Below are 17125 nucleotides of genomic sequence, written 5' to 3'. Positions count from 1 at the left end.
GTGGACACATCCACTCGAGCGGACCGGCCGAACCGTACGGGATGGCTCAGTGACCGCTTCTCGAATGGGCGTCGGACTTCCAGAATACTGCCTCGAGAGCCACGGATCGGGGGTCAGTGAGGTACTCTCCTCCTCCGTGGAGGCGAACATACCCATCTTATTGTTCGTGCACGTCGACGACGAGAACCGGCAGATGGGTTGTTCGAAGCGTCCGTTCGGCGACGCTCCCCAGCAGCGCCCGTTTGATCCCACCACGACCGGCAGAGCCCATCACGATGAGGTCGACATCGTGCTCGTCAGCGTAGCTCGCGATCTGGCGGTGCGGTTGCCCTGCGGTGATCGCCTCGGTGACCTCGAGGTCGTAGCCGCTCGCTCGAGCGGCTTCGACGACGGCGTTCGTGGCGGATTCGGCTCGTTCGCGCACTTCTGGCATCGAACCGAACTGACCCTGTCTGAGACGGTCGACCTGTTCGGTCCCGAGGCCGACGTCCATCGCACCGGTATCGACGACGTACAGGGTGTGGACGTTGGCGTCGTACTTCGTGGCGATGTCGATAGCGTGTTCGACCGCGTGTTGTGCAACCTGGCTGCCGTCAGTGGGAATGAGGATGGTATCGTACATGAGTCAGTCATCTGCTTGGGTGGTGCTCGCGGCGTCTTCCGCGGATTCCATTCGACGCATCGGTTCTGGGCTGTGACACTGTCGAACGAGGCGTTTGACGTCCTGTGGCGGGTTTGCGGTGAACACCGAGACGACGATGATAACCACAAACACGACCGGAACCCCGACGAGTGCCGAGGATGTCCCGGGGAGCCACGTTGCCAGTGCCGGGATAACGGCGTCTTCGACCCCCGTGTACATCGGGATGGCGGTATCGTTGAGGATCGCGCCAAAGGAGAGGGCGATCCCGGTGACCATCCCGGCGAGTGCACCCTCTCGAGTCGTGTTCTCCCACCAGAGTCCGAGGAAGAAGACGGGGAAGAAGACGGTGCCGGCGATAGCAAAGGACATCGCGACGAGTTCGCCGATGAGTGCCGGGGGATTGAGCCCGATCAGGGTCACCAGGATGCCGATACCGAGAATCGTCGACCGGCCGACGATCAGCTGTTCGCGCTGGGTGGCGTCTTCTTTGTAGAGGTTCGTGTAGATGTCGTGTGCGGCCGCGGAGGACGCCGAGATGAACAGCCCTGCCGTCGTTGCCAGCGCTGCCGCGACTGCGCCAGCGGCGACGAGGCCCACGAGCCAGGTCGGCAGGTCGGCCAACTGTGTCGTCAACACGACCAGTGCGTCGGCTTCCTCACCCGACATGCCACCTTCGCCGGCGAAACCACCTCCACCGGTCACCTCGCGGTTGTATAGCAGGCCGCCCCAGGCAGCGTACGTCGCCGTGCCCCAGTAGAGCAGGCAGATGAAAAACAGTCCCCAGACCGTCGACCAGCGAGCGGTTCGTTCGTTGTCCACCGTGTAGAATCGAACGAGCACGTGTGGCAGCCCGCAGGTGCCGACGATCAGGCTGAACGCAAGGGCGACCCAGGCGTAGTAGCCCGCGTTGGCGAACGGTTCGATGAACTGTGCCTCGATGCTCGCCGCTTCGGCTACTTCGGGGCCGAACTCGAGGTAGGGCAACACCGTCGACCAGCCCTGACTCCAGCCCGTCGCGTACAGTCCGAGCGTGAACGCGATGATCAGGATGACGTACTGGATGGCCATGTTCTTCGTCGTCCCGAGCATGCCCGAGAGGGCGACGTAGCCGATGGTAACGCCCATCAACAGGATGACCCCGGCTTCGTACGAGATACCGAAGATGTACTGGGCCATCAGCCCCATCCCGCTGGCCTGCCCGATGGCGTAGGTGAACGCGATGGCGAGCGTCGTGAACGCGGCGATGCCGCGGGCCCAGTCGGAGTAAAACCGGTCGCCGACGAAGTCGGGTGCGGTATACTTGCCAAACCGACGGAACTGCGCGGCCATGAAGATGAGCAGGATGAAATAGCCCGTCGTCCAGCCGACGACGTACGCCAGGCCGAAGTAGCCGGCCGTCGCGACCAGTGCGGCAACACCCAGATACGAGGCAGCACTCATCCAGTTCGCGCCGATAGCCATCCCGTTCTCGATGCTGCCAATCGAGCGGCCGGCGACCCACAGCTCGTCGACTGCGGCCACCCGGAAGAAGTAGCCGACGCCGAGGAACAGCGCCAGCATGAGCGCGACCGTCAACGCCGGAATGAGCTTGAACTCACCGACGTCGAGCGCCGTCTCGAGCGTCACTGGATCGAACGGCAACTGCAGGAGGGTTGGCTCGAGCAAGCCGGCGAACCCACCGATCATTGGTCACCTCCGTCAGCCGCGACGGTTCCCGCGTCCTCCGCCGTCTCCGTCTCGTGTTCGATGCCGTATTTCGTATCGAGTCGGTCACGCTGGATCGCATACGCGACCGACAGGACCAGCGCTCCCAGTGGGGTGACGATGGCCGCCAGGAAGAAGTGCAGTGGGAAACCGCCGAGAACCGTCGTTTCGACGAATATCTCGGGCGCGAGGAGCGCACCCGTAACGGGGCCGAATACGACGAGTATCCAGGCGAAAAACGCAGCCCAGATGACCAGTAGGTGGTCCCGCATGAACGGTGTCGCCGGTTTGAAGATATTGATCTCGTTGTCGAGATAGGCGTCAGTGCTGACACCCCCATCCGTCTCGAGGGCGTTCGCACCGTCGTCCGTCGTTTCGTGGCTGTTATTCTCTGTCATAACTGTGTTCGTCACCGTCTGTCGGAATGTCCTGTGTTCGTGTCATGGAATCGCTCGAGTGTGGCGTGACTTGACTCGGGATTTTCGTGATGTGGCCCGAGGTCCTGTCACGAATCCCGTTCTGTAGCGGTCTGAGCGTCGGTCGAAAACGTGGGTGCACCGGCATCGACACGGCCAACCCGTGACTCAGTACTCCGTCAGGTGTCGACGCACTCAGTCACGCGTACAGGCGTATCGAACCACTCATGTTGCCCGACCGCCGCTCACTCGTTTTCTACCTGTGCGGCGATTTCCTCGACGATTTCGGGGTTCCGGAGCGTCGAGGTGTTGCCCAGTTCGTTGCCGGAAGCGATGTCCTCGAGCAGTCGACGCATGATTTTTCCCGAGCGGGTTTTGGGTAGTTCGGGAGTGACGACGACCGCTTCGGGGCGAGCGATCGGCCCAATACCCTCTTCGACGCCCTCGACGATTCTGGCCTCGAGATCGTCGCTGTCTTCGTAGCCGTCTTCCGGGATGACGTAGGCGTAGACGGCTTTGCCTTTCATCTCGTGGTCGCCGCCGACGACGGCGGCTTCGGCGACCCCTTCGACGCCGACGATGGCGCTTTCGATCTCCATCGTCCCGAGACGGTGGCCGGAGACGTTGATCACGTCGTCGACGCGTCCGAGGATGGTGATGTAGCCGTCCTCGTCGACTTTCGCACCGTCTTCGGGGAAGTAGACCCACTCGTCGGCGTTTTCGTCGGAGTACTCGCGCCAGTACTCGTTGAGGAAGCGGTCATCGTTGTTGTATAGCGTGCGGAGCATGCCTGGCCAGGGTTTCTGGACGGTCAGGTAGCCCGCGTTTCCGGGATCGACGTCGTTGCCAGCAGCGTCGACGATCCTCGCGTCGACACCCGGCAGTGGCGGTCCGGCCGCGCCGGGTTTCATCTCCCCGATGCCGGGGAGCGTGGTGATCATCATGCCGCCGGTTTCGGTCTGCCACCAGGTGTCGACGACCGGGCACTCGCCGCCACCGATGGTGTCGTAGTACCACTGCCACGCGCGGGGGTTGATCGGCTCGCCTACGGTGCCGAGCAGGCGAAGACTCGAGAGGTCGTGGCTTTCGGGGTACTGTTTGCCCCATTTCATGAACGCGCGGATGGCCGTCGGTGCGGTGTAGAAGATGTCGACGCGGTTTTTCTCGATGAGTTCCCACAGGCGATCTTTCTCCGGGTAGTCGGGCGTCCCCTCGTACATCATCGTCGTCGTCCCGAGCGTCAGCGGCCCGTAGACGATGTAGCTGTGGCCCGTAATCCAGCCGATGTCGGCCGCACACCAGTAGGTGTCCTCCGGTTTGATGTCCAAGACCGCGTGGCTCGTCCACGCCGCGTACGAGAGGTAGCCCCCCGTCGTGTGCTTGACGCCCTTCGGCTGCCCCGTCGTCCCCGACGTGTACATCAAAAACAGCATGTCTTCGGCGTCTCGAGCGACCGGCTCGACCGATGCGCCCTCGTGGGCGGCCACGAGTTCGCCGTAATCGTGCTGGCTTTCGGTCAAATTGTGAGAGCGTTCGTCCCCCAGTCGGTCGACGACGACGGTGTCGACGCCGTGTTCGACGTCGGCGAGACCGTCGTTGGTCTTCGAGAGGTGATCGAGCGCGTCGCCACGGCGGTAGTAGCCGTCACAGGTGACCAGATACTCGCTGTCTGCCGCGTTCATCCGCGTCGCCAACGCATCCGCCGAGAAGCCGCCGAAAACGACCGAGTGCGGCGCGCCCAGACGCGCACACGCCAGCATCGCGATCGGGAGTTCGGGGATCATCGGCATGTACAGCGTGACGACGTCGTCCTCCTCGACGCCCAGCTCCCGCAATCCGGCGGCGAACGCCTCGACCTCGTTCAGCAGGTCGCCGTACGTGTAGGTGCGCGTCTCGCCGAGTTCGCCCTCCCACTTGATCGCCGCCTGGTTCTTTCGCCCCTCCTCGACGTGGCGGTCCAGACAGTTGTACGACGCGTTGAGCTCGCCGCCGGTGAACCATCGGTAGAACGGTGCATCGTCCTCCTCGAGGACCGTGTCGTACTCTTCGGACCACGAGACCAGATCGGCGGCTCGTTCCCAGCACTCGGGCCAGTGCTCTTCGAACTCGTCGTAAATCGCCGGGTCCGACACGTTCGCTTGCTCGACGAACGACTGTGGTGGTTCGTAGCTCTCTCCGTCAGCAAGTCGCGCCTCGAGGGCCGGTTCTTCCTGTGACATGTGACAGTATACCAGTGTAGTAGTAACGGGGTAAATACCGAATCTAGGTGTACAAAGTGTGGAGGTTCGAATTCGATGGGCGCTCTAGAAGCTTAGAATACGGCCGAAGCGCGCATACGAAATTCTCCAGGATACAGGGACTCACCGAGAACTGCGCCTCGAGGGCTCTTCGACCGTGTCGGCGTCAAAAAACGTCCGTAGGAGTTCGTGTTGTCCCTTCCGGAGATGGTTGTGTAGCGTCGGGGAGGAGACACCCATCGCGTCGGCGATTTCTTCGGCCGTACTCTCCCGCGGCCAGTCGTAGTACCCGCCGAAGTACGCCGCCCGAAGCGAGGCCTCCTGACGGTCCGTCAATCGCTCCTCGAGGCCCGTGTGGAACGCCTGTGCAGTCTGTACCGACCGCTCGAGCGTTCGTTTGCTGACCAGTTCCGAGTCAGGGAAGGATCGGCGAAGGCCGCCCACGATGGTCCGAATATCCGTGTCGCTCGCACACTCGGCGGTGATCGTCGTGGACCCGGCTTCGGTCACCGACTCGAGAATCGTCACACCGTACTCCATCAGTGTCAGAGTCGGTGACGCCCCGGAGACGACGAACTCGAGGCGGCTGCCATCTTCGTAGGTGTCGATAACCCGGCAATCCTGGATCCGCTCGGTGTTGGCAACCCGATCGAACACGGCGTCGGGCGTGGTGCCCGTAACGCGCATGTAATAGAGGTGTGTTCCCTCTTCGACCGGCACCAGTGAATCGAGCGCGAAGCGACACTCGAGCGCTCGCGAGGTGTCGACGAAAAACGACCGGCTGTCTCGCGAGTGGAACTCGAGTTCGACGACGGTATCCGAAAAGAGGAGGTTCCGGCGACGGACGGCCGCGATAGCGTGCCCGACCTGACGAGCGACGGTTTCGAGCCAGGCACGTTCGTCTTCCCCAAACGCGTTCGGCCGCTCGGTTCCGACGCCGAGAACGCCGTAGACGGAATCGCCGTAGAGAATCGGTATCGTGGCGATCCCGCCCTCGAGCGTCGAGTCCGCGACGCTATCGCGCTCTATCCTCACGTTCGACTCGAGAGAAGGGGCCTCGATATCGGAGCCAGGACCGTCGACTCGTACCCCTGCTGCCTCGATCAGTTCCTCGGGTTCGCCGCTAACGGTCCGCTGCTCTCGACTGTCACCCGAAATGGTCGACCGATCTATCCACGCGAGTTCGTAGGCAAAGTCGGTGAGGACGTCACAGACAGCGGTCTCGATACCTTCGTGGGTCGGTGCCTCCAGAAGCGCTGTCGTCAGCGACTGGTGGCACTCGCGTGGGTCGAACGCCGAATCGGCGGTACCGCCACCCCCAGTTTCGTCATCGGGAGTTTGGGGGGTTCGATTCCCGCCGACAGCAGCCCCCTGGCTCGCAGGCTCGAGAGGGGCGAACGCGCCGACGATTCGGTCGGCTGTCGGCGGCTCGAGGTACGGCTCGAGCGCCTCGAAACTGTGCCACCCGCCAACGGCTTTGACCACTCGCGGGTTGATCTCGTGTTCCACCAGCGCCTGTCGGGCGAAATACCGGCGTAATTCACTCGAGGAGACGGTCTCGAGCGACGGATTATCGTATTTCTCGCTTGCACGAGTGGTCACCTCGGAGACCAGCATCTGGAGGCGTCGTGGCGTCACTGGAAACAGGCGCGAATCTCCGCCGATATCGTTGCTGGTCGCGTACCGTCGTAGCGATCGTTCGAGGTCAACCGGGACGTAGGCCGTTCGGTCCACCTCTCGTGAAGCCGACGGTCCGCCGTGGTCGACCATCCGGACGTCCAGCCCATACCGTGGCGGTTCCTCCTGCAGAAGCCGCAGACAATCGGGCGTCAGGGCTGCGATTTCTGCCGGGCGCAAGCCGACTTCGCCGCACAGGCGAACGACCAGTGCCTCTCGAAAAGTGTCTGCCCCGTCGAGAATCGCGTCGTATCCCGTCGAATCGAGCGGACCCTCACTCGAGTCGTGGCCGTTCATGTTTCGCGATATCGAGTAGCTCGAAAATAAAGATGTTGCTCTTGACGGCGATAGCGACCAGAATGGCGGTGAAATTGGAGTAACAGGTCGAATAGCCGTTTCGTAGTATTTGGTATGGCGAAATCAGTCTCGAGTCCCGATGGCCGACTGTATCTCCCCGACGATTTCCGGGTTCCGCAACGCGCTCGTGTCACCCAACGATTCGCCGTTGGTCACGTCCTCGAGCAGTCGGCGCATGATCTTTCCCGACCGGGTCTTCGGCAGTTCGGGCGTGAACACGATCCGTTCCGGACGAGCGATCGGGCCGATAGCCGTCTCCACGGCGTCGATAACGCGGGACTCGATAGCGTCGTCCGGTTCGGTGTGCCCCTCGGTGCTCACGTAAGCGTACACCGCTGCACCGTCGGGCCCGCCGACGACCGCCGCCTCGGCGACGCCATCGACGCCGACGATAGCGCTCTCGATTTCCATCGTGCTGAATCGCCGGCCCGCGACGTTGATCACGTCGTCGACCCGGCCCAGAATCGTCAGATAGCCGTCGTCGTCCATCCGAGCGGCGTCACCGCTCGCGTAGCGCCAGTCGTCCGCCTCGGGATCGGAAAACTGGCTCCAGTACTCCTCGAAAAAACGGTCGTCGCCGTCATACAGCGTCTTGGCCATGCCGGGCCAGGGTTTCGTGAGGGTGAGATAGCCGGGTTCGCCGACGTCGACCGACGAGCCGTCCCCGCCGAGTAGCTCGACCTCGATACCGGGGAGTGGTGGACCGGCCGCGCCGGGTTTCATGTCGTCGACCCCCGGCAGTGTCGAGATGGTGATCCCGCCGGTTTCGGTCTGCCACCAGGTGTCGACGATGGGGCACTCGCCATCGCCGATGTGATCACGGTACCACTGCCAGGCACGCGGGTTGATCGGCTCGCCCACCGTCCCGAGCAAGCGTAGACTCGAGCGATCGTAAGCGTCCGGATACTCCGTTCCCCACTTCATGAACGCCCGAACAGCCGTCGGTGCGGTATAAAAGACGTCGACGGCCATCCGTTCGACGATCTCCCAGAGGCGGTCACGGTCGGGATAATCGGGCGTCCCCTCGTACATCACCGTGGTCGTCCCGAGTGCGAGCGGCCCGTAGACGATGTAGCTGTGGCCCGTAATCCAGCCGATATCGGCCGCACACCAGTAGGTGTCATCCGGTTTGATATCGAGTACGGCCTGGCTCGTCCAGGCGGCGTAGGCGAGATAGCCACCCGTCGAGTGGACGACTCCTTTGGGTTCGCCCGTCGTCCCCGACGTGTACATCAAAAACAGCATGTCCTCGGCGTCTCGAGGAACCGGCTCGACCGTTTCCCTCGAGTGGGCCTCGAGCAGATCGCCGTAATCGTGTTCGCCGTCCCCGAGGACGTGCGGGAGCGCCTCGCCGAGTCGGTCGACCACGACGGTCGTCACGTCGGTCTCGATCGAGAACCGGGCATTGTCCGCTTTGCTCTTCTGGTTGAACGCATCGCCACGACGGTAGTACCCATCACAGGTAATCAGGTACTCGCTGTCTGCAGCCTCCATCCGCGTAGCGAGCGCGGCAGCAGACAGGCCCGCAAACACGACCGAATGCGGTGCGCCAAGCCGGGCACACGCGAGCATCGCGATCGGCAGTTCGGGGATCATCGGCAAGTAAATCGTCACCACGTCGTCTTCGCCCACACCCAGCGCTCGCAGGGCGGCCGCACACTCGTTTACCTCGACGAACAGTTCCCGATAGGTGTAGGTACGACGTTCGCCGTCTTTTCCCTCCCACCTGATCGCCGCGTGATTCTTTCGCCCCGACTCGAGGTGGCGATCCAGACAGTTATAAGAGGCGTTGAGCGTCCCATCCGGAAACCAGCGATAAAACGGCGGGTTTCGCTCGTCGAGGACGCTCGAGTAGGGTTCCATCCAGTCGAGGGACGCGCCCGCTCGGTCCCAGCACTCGGGCCACTCGCTCGCAAACGTCTCCCTGATCGACCCGTCGGTGACGTTGGCTCCCTCGAGGAACGACGACGGCGGTGACTGTCGCGTGACGCCTGTCGCCTCGTCGACAGTCTCTCGGTCCATACCGATAGCGATGGTCGAAAGACGAATAAACGTTCTGACGGCGGGCAGTTCTGATCGAGTTTGATCGATGACCAGCGTTCAGACCGAAAAGTCGGTTCGCGCCGTACAGTCGTGATCGTTCGCAGCGAGTTCGCCTACAGCCGTGTACTCCCCCGGCTCGAGCGAGTCTCCGGTCGCCTCGTAGGTCCGCTGTTGACCTGGCTCGAGCGATTCAGAGGAGATCACCTGGGTGAACATCCGGTTCTCGGTCAGTCGCCACACCTCTGCGCCATCGGCTTCGACGGCGAAATCTGCCGAGCATCCGGTCATAAACTGGAACGTTACCGGCTCTGTGCCCGTGTTTTCGACCGTGAGTGCGAACGACGGCGTCCCGTCAGAAACTGTCACGTCGAGCGTCCCCTCGAGTGTCATACTCGTCGGTTCGCTCGGGCATACTATATTCTTTGCGGGATAGCAGAAATTAACTCGAGGCACCCGGAAACGCCACGGGTCTGTTCGAGACGACCGTGAACGGTACGACTTTTTACCGTGGACGCGACGGGTTACCTGTGCAAATCGTCGGCTACGAACCGAAGCGCTCTCCCCCCGATTCGGACGAGCACGCGATCGTGTTCTGTAGCGATTCGAGCCGTGTTAGGAGGGGTGACGATGGTGATTCCGGTCACGGGCCCCTGTCCGAAATCACGACTATCGCGCTCGAGCCAGGCACCACGCTCGAGTATACCCTCGAGAACCGACACTGTGCCGGCGTCTTCGACGGGGACCGACACCACCCATGTGACCGGGAGGCGGCCCCACACTGTCCATACCACACAAGCACGTGGGTCTGTGCGCGCTGTACGGGCACTTGCCTGAAAGACGAGATGGACTGTTTCGAAACCCACGTCGTCTACCTCGCTGGCTTCGCCCCGGACACCTTCAAAGTCGGCGTCACCCGCGAGTGGCGACTCGAGACTCGTCTTCGCGAACAAGGAGCCGACGTCGCTGCGCACGTTCATACGGTGGCCGACGGCCGCATCGCCCGAGAACTCGAGGCCACGATTGCCGACGAACAGGGGCTCGTCGACCGCGTCCGCACACCCGCGAAGGTTTCGAGTCTCGCCGAGAGAATCGACGGTGCCGCGTGGAACGCGCTGCTCGAGCGCGACGCCTTCGACGTCATCGAGCGCTTCACGTTCGAGTACGGAATCGACCTCGAACGCCAGCCGATCGCGGAGACACACCTGTCGGGGACGGTCGTCGGCACGAAAGGCCGACTTCTCGTTCTCGAGCGCCAGGGGACGACGTACGCCGTCGACCTCCGCGACCTGGTCGGCTACGAACTCGAGCGCGGGACGGGCGACGACGCTGGCGACCTGCAGTCGTCGCTGGGTTCGTTCGGTTGAGTGGGTACGGTGGGCGTGACGCCCCACCTCTCGAGGGGGGCGCACACTTCATCGTCCGAAAACGGATGCTGCACCGGGGACCCCCTGGCCCTGTACCCGAGCAACGCAGGGATGGCTTACCGAAGGACGATGAGAAGTAATCCGATCACGCTGAGGACGAACACGACAGCGATGGCGAACATCAGGAGTACCTCGAGAAATTCCGGCGCGAACACGTCCGTCACCCTCTCAGACAGACCCATACGAATCTCGAAGACCGAATCTGCCAAAGCGTTTGTGTACGGAGAGTGATCCAACGCTGGAAATCAGTGTCGAAGGGCTCGAGGCAACGTCACGGCTCAAGGCTCAAGAGGGCGACCAGCAGAGGCGACACACGTGATCGATGGGGACACGTGGGGCCTTTCGACAGCAGCTATAACAATCCTTTTCCGGCCCGCTCGAGAAGGTCGGGTATGGCAGACGAACACGAAAGCGGTGCCGAAGACGAAGCCGAAAACGGCGACGACGGCGAGGAGAAATCGTTCCGCGAGCGCGTCGAAGAAATTCGCGAGAAACGCGAACAGGAAGCCGCTGAAGGCGAAGGCCCACCGGAGAGCCCGTTCGGCGGCGGTGGCGGCCCCGGTGGCCCCGGCATGGGCGGCAACCCGCTGGCACAGATGATGGGCGGCATGATGGGCGGTGGACCCGGCGGCCCCGGCGGTCCGGGTGCCGGTGGCGACTCCGGCGTCGGCAACGAAGAACTCGTTCGCGAGGTCCGTCAAGTCCGAGACGAACTGCGCGACCAGACGCGAGCGCTCAACCGTATCGCTGACGCGCTCGAAGACGAGTAAAACCCCACAGACGCCGTTTTACCCGAGAGTACCCGACTCGACCAGCGACGCGTACAGCCTGCGGACCTGTTCGACCGACCGCTCGACACCGAGTGTCGGCCGAACGTCGAGACAACCGGCCTCGAGCGTCGACCGTCCCTCGAGTGCAGTCTGCAAAGCCCGGCCAAACGACCCGGTGTCTCCGGGGTCGTAGTGAAGGCCCGTGACACCAGCGTCGACGGTTTCGTTGAGTGCGCCGGCAGCAGCAGCGACGACGGGCGTCCCCGATGCAATCGCCTCGAGGGCGACTATCCCCTGGGTTTCGACCGGGCTCGGATGGGCGAATACGTCGAGGACCGCGTACAGCGACGGAAGATCGGCACGCTCGAGAAAGCCGAGAAAGCGCGCTTCGAGCCCGTGGTCGCGAGCCCGTTGCTCGAGCGCCTCCCGGGCCGGTCCATCGCCACCGAGAACGAGCAACGGCTCGGCGAGCCCGTTCGATCGGCGAGTTTCGGTGAGCCTCGCAACGGCGTCGATCAGTTCCTCGAGTCGCTTCTCCTGGCCGTGACGGCCGGTGTAGCCGATTAGTGGACGGTCCTCCTCGAGACCGTGTCGAGCTCGAAAGTCGGTCACCTCTCGCGGGTGAAACCGCTCGAGATCGACGCCGTTGGAGACGACTCGAATCGGCGTTGAGACGCCGACCCGTTCGCGGAGGTGGCGCCGAGCCGTGCTCGAGGGGGCCACGACCAGATCGGCTCGCTCGTAAAACCAGCGTTCGTATCCGGTGGCGAGTCGCCTGATTCCGTTGGCCACGCGTTCGTGTGGGGCGAGATACTCGGCGTAGGCGGCCGCTGGGGTGTGATAAGTTGCGACCAGCGGCAGTGAGTGGCTCCTCGCGAACCGGCTGGCGGCGAGGCCGAGCGCGAACGGTGTGTGGGCGTGAACGACCTCGATATCGTCGCCGTTCGAGAGCGCTCGCGGAACGCGTGGCCCGCCGAGTCGAAAGCCGTCGTAGAACGGAAACGGAACGCTTCCGACGGGATGTTCGGCCGGGCCGGGATCGTAGGAACTGGCCGGAAACACGACGGGCATCCTGCCACCGAGCCGCCGAAAGCGTTCACGCCAACTCCGGACGGTGTAGGTCACGCCGTTGACCGTCGGAAGATAGGTATCGGTGAACGCGGCGACCTGCTCGACCATTGGCTGGCGGTTTTCGCTCACAGCGTTAAGCAGTGGCGATTTCGGCGGCTGGCGTGGCTGCAGGGTCTGACGGAGGTGAGTGTCTGGACTCGAGTACGAGCTGAGTCGGTGAGTGTCTGGACTCGAGTACGAGCTGAGTCGGTGAGTGTCTGGACTCGAGTACGAGCTGAGTCGGTGAGTGTCTGGACTCGAGACAGTACCTACCGCCGACCGAACAGCGAACGAAGTCGATTACCACCAGGTATCGCCTCGAGGCCGCCGGCGTCCGCGAATGCGTCGTAAATCGACCAGCGACCGACGAGTCGAGCAGCGAGTACGACTGCAATCCAGCCGAGTACGATACCGGCGAGGACGTCGATTGCCCAGTGGATGCCGAGATACATCGTCGAAAGCGCGACGCTCAGTGCCAGTGGGATAGTGAGGAGATACCACCCGAAGTAGATCTCTCGAGTGCGATAGGCCTGAAACGCTACCGTCGCGGCCAGCGAGGTGTGCAGGGATGGAAACACGTTGGTATTCCGGTTGACTTGTCGCGTCAGGTGCTGGTACTGCGGATACGTGTCGTACAGGAGCGCCTGAATCAGCTCCGGCTCGAGGTTTCGTGGGCCGTACGCGATAATGAGGATGTAACACACGAGCCCGAGCGTGTAGTTGAGGGTGTACGCGGTGAACAGTTCCCTGAGCGGGCGCGTATTCGGCAGGAGGAAGTAGACCACGACGGGGAAGATCAGCAAGAACACGTAGCCGTATATGTAGATGAACGAAAAGTACGCCGTCACCTCGGGGGTTGCCTGTGCCTGCAACCAGAGGATGAGGTCGCCTTCGGTTTCGTATATCGTCCAGGTAATTTCCTTTCGAATCAGCCGCAGCCAGGAGAGTTCGGGAACCGCCTGTCTGGCGACACTGTTGAACAACAGGACGGTCGCCAGAAGTACCGTAATCGGAGCGATCGCCTTCACTCGAGTGGGCCACTCGCGAACGGTTCGAACCAGTCGCTGGCGGCCCGCGAAGACGCCAACGCCGAGGACGACCATCAGCGCGACGATGAGCGCTAACCGAGTGAGAACTTCGACCAGCACTATTCTCTCACCACCAGTTTGTCGCCATCGTACCGATAGCCCGCCGCTTCGAAGGCCGACCGCGCCGCGCTCACGTCAAGGTCACCGTCCTCGCCGAAAAACGGTACCACTGGATCGGCCTCCTCGAAGACGAGCGAGTCCGGTGTCCACTCGTCTGCGACTGGCGTGGCAAGCGGTTCGGCGTAGCCCTCGAACACGGTTTCGACGAGCCACGCCTCGTCGATCAGACGCGCCACCGCCCGTCTGACGTACGGGTTGGCGAAGGGTGCAGATCGCGTATTGAAACCGACGTGATAGAAACCCTCAGAGGGCGTCTCCAACACCCGTTTCTCCGCTGACTCCTCGAGATCGTCGTACACGTACGCCTCGAGCGGCGACATCGTGATATCGGAATCGCCCGTCTCGAGCAACGAAATCGCAGACGGACTCCGCGGATCGATCTGGGCCCGCAGTCGGTCGACCGTGGCCGAGGGAAGCGAGACGTCATCTCGAGCGGTGAAGTGATCGCCAAATCGCTCGAGTGTGAGGTGTTCGCGCTCGGCTCTGTCGTGGAACTCGAACGGACCGCTCCCGACCGGCGGGACGTTGTCCGTGATCAGCGCCTCGGTCGTCCCCTGTGCGATACGAACCCCCCGAACGGTCGCCTGTTCGGCCCGTGGTTCCCAGCGATGCCGGGGCAAAATTGGGACGGCCAGTACGCGCTGGGCGACGGCTTCGCCCGTGGTGACGCCAATCCGCAGTTCGTGATCGCTCTCGATGTCAACCGAATCGACCGCGGCAATCGCCCCGCGGTATCGAGGCGTGGGAGCGAGTACGTCGCTCGAGCCCAGTGACGTATCCTCGAGGAATCGGTACGTAAAGGCGACGTCGTGGGCGGTGACGGGTTCGCCGTCGTGGAACGTGTGCCCGCGCCGAAGCGAGACGAGGAGGGCGTCACCGTCCCACTCCCAGTCGGTCGCGAGCCACGGAATGAGGGTTCCCTCGTGGTCGCGGGTTGCCAGCGAGTCGTATAGCAGATCGACGAGCGGGTCTTTCCCCCGGTATTCGGCCGAAATCGGGTTGAGGTTTTTCGACACCCGTGCGTCGATCACCGTCCCCCGAAGCGTGCTCGCGTCATCGACTGGCTCGAGGTCGAGATACCCAATCCGTGTCGAAAGTGCGTCGGCATGCCAGCCATCGAACCGGTCGGTGCGGACCAACCTGACATCAGTCGGCCGACAGATGGGGACGAACGGTTGTTCGGCTGCGACGGCATCGAGCAGGTCGCCGACTGCCTGCTGGCGCTGGTCGCCATCGGTGGTTCGCTGGGTCTCGAGCAAGTCGTCGACGATCGTGTTTGCGTAGCCAAAGGGGTTCTGCCAACCGGCTTCTTCGCCGTAGCGTGAGTGGAGCGTCTCGTACAGAAAGTCGGGGTCAGTGTCGCCGGGGTGACGACCGACGTAGATATCGAAGTCGTGGTTGATCAGGATGTCACGGAGGAACTCCTCGCGTGAGCGCAGTGGGACAGAAACGTCGATGCCGACGGCCTCGAGGTTGTCCGCCAACCGCCGGGCGATTTGAATCGCCTGCCGGTCGCCGTCGGCCGGTTGCGTCGTAATCGACACCGACAGTTGCTCGAGTCGAGTGCGGTTGACTGCGCTCCGGAACTCCCGGAGACAGCCCGCGGTCGCCACAGAGAGGCCAACGCCAGCACTGGCCAGAAATGCTCGTCGGCCCGAACTCGAGGCGCCAGTGTCCTCATCCGCGGTAGGTTCACTTACTATTGGTTCCGAAGCTTTCGGTTCAAATACAGTACCGTTTGGTATCGGGAGACGAGTATCTGCGCTAGAATCGCTCGAGTTTGCGGCCGATTGGCGTGACCCGGGCCGTACGTCGCTCGAGGTGGCCGATGAATCGTCGTGCACGTTCTCGTGGGTACTTCGCTGTGGGAAATATAACAGTATTGCGTCATCGACCAGGCAAAACGTACAGTCAGAACCGCCGTCCTGTCGGGCCGGAGAGTTGCCCACGGCTGCTCGGGGGTTTGCCCCCGAGATTTTGTGAGCCACGTCACTGGAGTGATAGCGATTCGTGGAGGTCCCGAGACGCTCGAGCGGTACTGGCTCCACTCGAGCCACTCGATAATTGACCGAATCACGAGACCCGATCGTACACCTCGAGCAGTCGCGCTCGAACCCGCTCGAGGGAGTGTTCGGCCGCCGTTTCCCGTGCGTTCTCACCCAGTTCTCGACGCCGGCCCGGATTCGTTGCGAGCATCTCGAGTGCTGCACAGAACTCGTCCTCGGTCGAGCACAACAGGCAGTCGACGCGGTCAGTGTAAAACTCCCTGAATACGGGGAGATCCCGGAGGACGACCGGCTTCCCGCAGGCCATCGCCTCGAGGACGGCGATGCCCTGATTTTCGGCGTGGGTGGGGAAAACGAACACGTCGCCGGCGGCGAAGGCGTCGCGTTTGTCCTCGATCCAGCCCGTAAATCGGACGTCAGGCGGTGGGTTCCCCGTCAGCCGTCGCACGGTCGAGCTCGCCTGTAGACCTCGGTCGTAGGGGCCGAACCAGACGAACGAGTACGGCGTTCGGCCGGCGAGTCGGCAGAAAGTCGTCAGCCCTTTGCGTTCGAACACGTTGCCGACGGCGAAGGCAACCAATCCATCGAGGTCGAATCGCTCTCGAGCGCGCTCTCGTCGAGCATCGACCCCCTCGAGCGAGCGATGGTCCACGCCGTTGGTGATCGGTTCGATCGGGGCCGACACCGGATACGCCTCGAGATGGCGTCTGGTCTGTTCGCTCGGACACAACACGAGGTCGGCCTGCGAGTAAAACCGTTTGAGATAGCCTCCGAGGGGGCCGGACAGCGCGTTCGACCAGCGAAAACTGTCGCGGAAGTCCTCGCGGGTGACGTGTGCGTGCAACACGAGCGGCGTGTCCGTCCGCAGGGCATCACGAGCGACGATCAGCGAACCCGGCCCAATCGCGTTGCAGTGGGCGATGTCGTACTCGACGGTCGGTGAGCGCTCCCGGCGAAGGCGTCTCAACACCGAACGCGGCGAGCCACCCCAGGGGTCGGTGCGGAGTTCGATGTCGTGATCCGCAGAGTGAGCGGGCTCGCCTAGCAGCGCCCGTCGCTGATGCTCCGCCGCCGTCCCGATACCGCTTCGCTCGAGCGGCCCCTCCAGCTCGAGGTAGTTGAGTACGCGCACGCTCGTGTCGAACGGTCAGCCAAGAGCCAGATAGCGGTTTCGATAGCGGTGTTCGAGTGCCCAGTAAACAAAACACCAATACGTCGGCCACGACAAACGGGAGTAATGAATATCGCCGCAGAGCGAATCGATCGGCTCCACGACCTCGCTCGAGCGGCGGCTGCCGACGGTGAGGACGAGCGGGCCAAACACTACGTCAGGCTGGCCCGTCGCGTGGCCGAACGGAACCGACTGTCGCTCCCTCGAACGTTCAAACGGTTCACCTGCGACGCGTGTGATGCGTATCTCCGCCCGGGCGTGAACGCTCGCGTTCGCCTCCAGGATGGCCACGTGGTGATCACCTGTGACTGTGGACACCACGCTCGGTACCCCTACGAGTGACCGTGCATGCCACAAGC

Annotated in this window: 15 protein-coding genes; 3 read left to right on the top strand and 12 right to left on the bottom strand. The window is 62.9% G+C overall.

The features are described from left to right. Positions 1 to 157: 157 nt before the first annotated feature. From NLK60_RS15290 to NLK60_RS15260, 7 genes are all read right to left on the bottom strand, one after another. Positions 158 to 622, bottom strand: a complete 465-nt coding sequence (locus NLK60_RS15290; protein WP_254808634.1) for a universal stress protein — start codon at positions 620 to 622, stop codon at positions 158 to 160. Between the two features lie 3 nt (positions 623 to 625). Further along, a complete protein-coding gene (locus NLK60_RS15285) occupies positions 626 to 2329 on the bottom strand; it encodes a solute symporter family protein (RefSeq protein ID WP_254808633.1) in 1704 nt (567 codons plus the stop codon). After that, entirely contained in the window at positions 2326 to 2745 is a 420-nt protein-coding gene (locus tag NLK60_RS15280; RefSeq protein ID WP_254808632.1) for a DUF4212 domain-containing protein, read from the bottom strand. The genes NLK60_RS15285 and NLK60_RS15280 overlap by 4 nt, the downstream gene beginning before the upstream one ends. A gap of 263 nt (positions 2746 to 3008) precedes the next feature. After that, positions 3009 to 4982: an acetate--CoA ligase gene (gene acs / locus NLK60_RS15275; protein ID WP_254808631.1), complete on the bottom strand. Its 1974-nt coding sequence runs from the start codon at positions 4980 to 4982 to the stop codon at positions 3009 to 3011. 141 nt (positions 4983 to 5123) lie between these two features. Beyond that, the gene (locus tag NLK60_RS15270) at positions 5124 to 6974 is read right to left on the bottom strand and encodes a bacterio-opsin activator domain-containing protein (RefSeq protein WP_254808630.1); all 1851 of its coding nucleotides are present in this window, start codon (positions 6972 to 6974) and stop codon (positions 5124 to 5126) included. Positions 6975 to 7097: 123 nt separating this feature from the next. Continuing rightward, on the bottom strand, positions 7098 to 9056 hold the full coding sequence (gene acs / locus NLK60_RS15265) for an acetate--CoA ligase (protein ID WP_254808629.1): 1959 nt from the start codon (positions 9054 to 9056) through the stop codon (positions 7098 to 7100). A gap of 78 nt (positions 9057 to 9134) precedes the next feature. Continuing rightward, entirely contained in the window at positions 9135 to 9467 is a 333-nt protein-coding gene (locus NLK60_RS15260; protein ID WP_254808628.1) for a BsuPI-related putative proteinase inhibitor, read from the bottom strand. Positions 9468 to 9604: 137 nt separating this feature from the next. On the opposite strand from NLK60_RS15260, the gene NLK60_RS15255 reads away from it, so the two are divergent. Further along, positions 9605 to 10441 carry a DUF2797 domain-containing protein gene (locus NLK60_RS15255; RefSeq protein WP_425499056.1) on the top strand — a complete coding sequence of 279 codons (837 nt, stop codon included), beginning with the start codon at positions 9605 to 9607 and terminating at the stop codon, positions 10439 to 10441. A gap of 116 nt (positions 10442 to 10557) precedes the next feature. Here NLK60_RS15255 and NLK60_RS19570 read toward each other — a convergent pair whose 3' ends face one another. Beyond that, positions 10558 to 10683 (bottom strand): hypothetical protein, encoded by a 126-nt coding sequence (locus NLK60_RS19570; RefSeq protein WP_256530380.1) that lies wholly within the window; start codon positions 10681 to 10683, stop codon positions 10558 to 10560. Positions 10684 to 10893: 210 nt separating this feature from the next. Between NLK60_RS19570 and NLK60_RS15250 the strand changes: the two genes are divergently transcribed. After that, positions 10894 to 11271, top strand: a complete 378-nt coding sequence (locus tag NLK60_RS15250) for a hypothetical protein (RefSeq protein ID WP_254808627.1) — start codon at positions 10894 to 10896, stop codon at positions 11269 to 11271. Between the two features lie 18 nt (positions 11272 to 11289). Here NLK60_RS15250 and NLK60_RS15245 read toward each other — a convergent pair whose 3' ends face one another. From NLK60_RS15245 to NLK60_RS15230, 4 genes are all read right to left on the bottom strand, one after another. After that, on the bottom strand, positions 11290 to 12450 hold the full coding sequence (locus tag NLK60_RS15245) for a glycosyltransferase (protein ID WP_254808626.1): 1161 nt from the start codon (positions 12448 to 12450) through the stop codon (positions 11290 to 11292). 200 nt (positions 12451 to 12650) lie between these two features. Continuing rightward, a complete protein-coding gene (locus tag NLK60_RS15240) occupies positions 12651 to 13529 on the bottom strand; it encodes a phosphatase PAP2 family protein (RefSeq protein WP_254808625.1) in 879 nt (292 codons plus the stop codon). Continuing rightward, positions 13529 to 15292, bottom strand: coding sequence for an ABC transporter substrate-binding protein (locus tag NLK60_RS15235; protein WP_425499080.1), 1764 nt, complete (start codon positions 15290 to 15292; stop codon positions 13529 to 13531). The genes NLK60_RS15240 and NLK60_RS15235 overlap by 1 nt, the downstream gene beginning before the upstream one ends. Before the next feature lie 370 nt (positions 15293 to 15662). Further along, positions 15663 to 16727, bottom strand: a complete 1065-nt coding sequence (locus tag NLK60_RS15230; RefSeq protein ID WP_254808623.1) for a glycosyltransferase family 4 protein — start codon at positions 16725 to 16727, stop codon at positions 15663 to 15665. 105 nt (positions 16728 to 16832) lie between these two features. Here NLK60_RS15230 and NLK60_RS15225 point away from each other — a divergent pair, with 105 nt between their 5' ends. Next, positions 16833 to 17108 (top strand): ribonuclease P protein component 4, encoded by a 276-nt coding sequence (locus tag NLK60_RS15225; RefSeq protein ID WP_254808622.1) that lies wholly within the window; start codon positions 16833 to 16835, stop codon positions 17106 to 17108. Positions 17109 to 17125 lie beyond the last annotated feature (17 nt).

Origin of the sequence: Natronosalvus amylolyticus, from assembly GCF_024298845.1 — an archaeon.
Taxonomy (GTDB): domain Archaea; phylum Halobacteriota; class Halobacteria; order Halobacteriales; family Natrialbaceae; genus Natronosalvus; species Natronosalvus amylolyticus.
This window is presented reverse-complemented; position numbering and strand designations above follow the sequence as displayed.

What these genes read in the sequence shown, in the direction of transcription:
- NLK60_RS15290 (WP_254808634.1), bottom strand. Translation starts at nt 622, where the DNA reads ATGTACGATACCATCCTCATTCCCACTGACGGCAGCCAGGTTGCACAA.
- NLK60_RS15285 (WP_254808633.1), bottom strand. Translation starts at nt 2,329, where the DNA reads ATGATCGGTGGGTTCGCCGGCTTGCTCGAGCCAACCCTCCTGCAGTTG.
- NLK60_RS15280 (WP_254808632.1), bottom strand. Translation starts at nt 2,745, where the DNA reads ATGACAGAGAATAACAGCCACGAAACGACGGACGACGGTGCGAACGCC.
- acs (WP_254808631.1), bottom strand. Translation starts at nt 4,982, where the DNA reads ATGTCACAGGAAGAACCGGCCCTCGAGGCGCGACTTGCTGACGGAGAG.
- NLK60_RS15270 (WP_254808630.1), bottom strand. Translation starts at nt 6,974, where the DNA reads ATGAACGGCCACGACTCGAGTGAGGGTCCGCTCGATTCGACGGGATAC.
- acs (WP_254808629.1), bottom strand. Translation starts at nt 9,056, where the DNA reads ATGGACCGAGAGACTGTCGACGAGGCGACAGGCGTCACGCGACAGTCA.
- NLK60_RS15260 (WP_254808628.1), bottom strand. Translation starts at nt 9,467, where the DNA reads ATGACACTCGAGGGGACGCTCGACGTGACAGTTTCTGACGGGACGCCG.
- NLK60_RS19570 (WP_256530380.1), bottom strand. Translation starts at nt 10,683, where the DNA reads ATGGGTCTGTCTGAGAGGGTGACGGACGTGTTCGCGCCGGAATTTCTC.
- NLK60_RS15250 (WP_254808627.1), top strand. Translation starts at nt 10,894, where the DNA reads ATGGCAGACGAACACGAAAGCGGTGCCGAAGACGAAGCCGAAAACGGC.
- NLK60_RS15245 (WP_254808626.1), bottom strand. Translation starts at nt 12,450, where the DNA reads ATGGTCGAGCAGGTCGCCGCGTTCACCGATACCTATCTTCCGACGGTC.
- NLK60_RS15225 (WP_254808622.1), top strand. Translation starts at nt 16,833, where the DNA reads ATGAATATCGCCGCAGAGCGAATCGATCGGCTCCACGACCTCGCTCGA.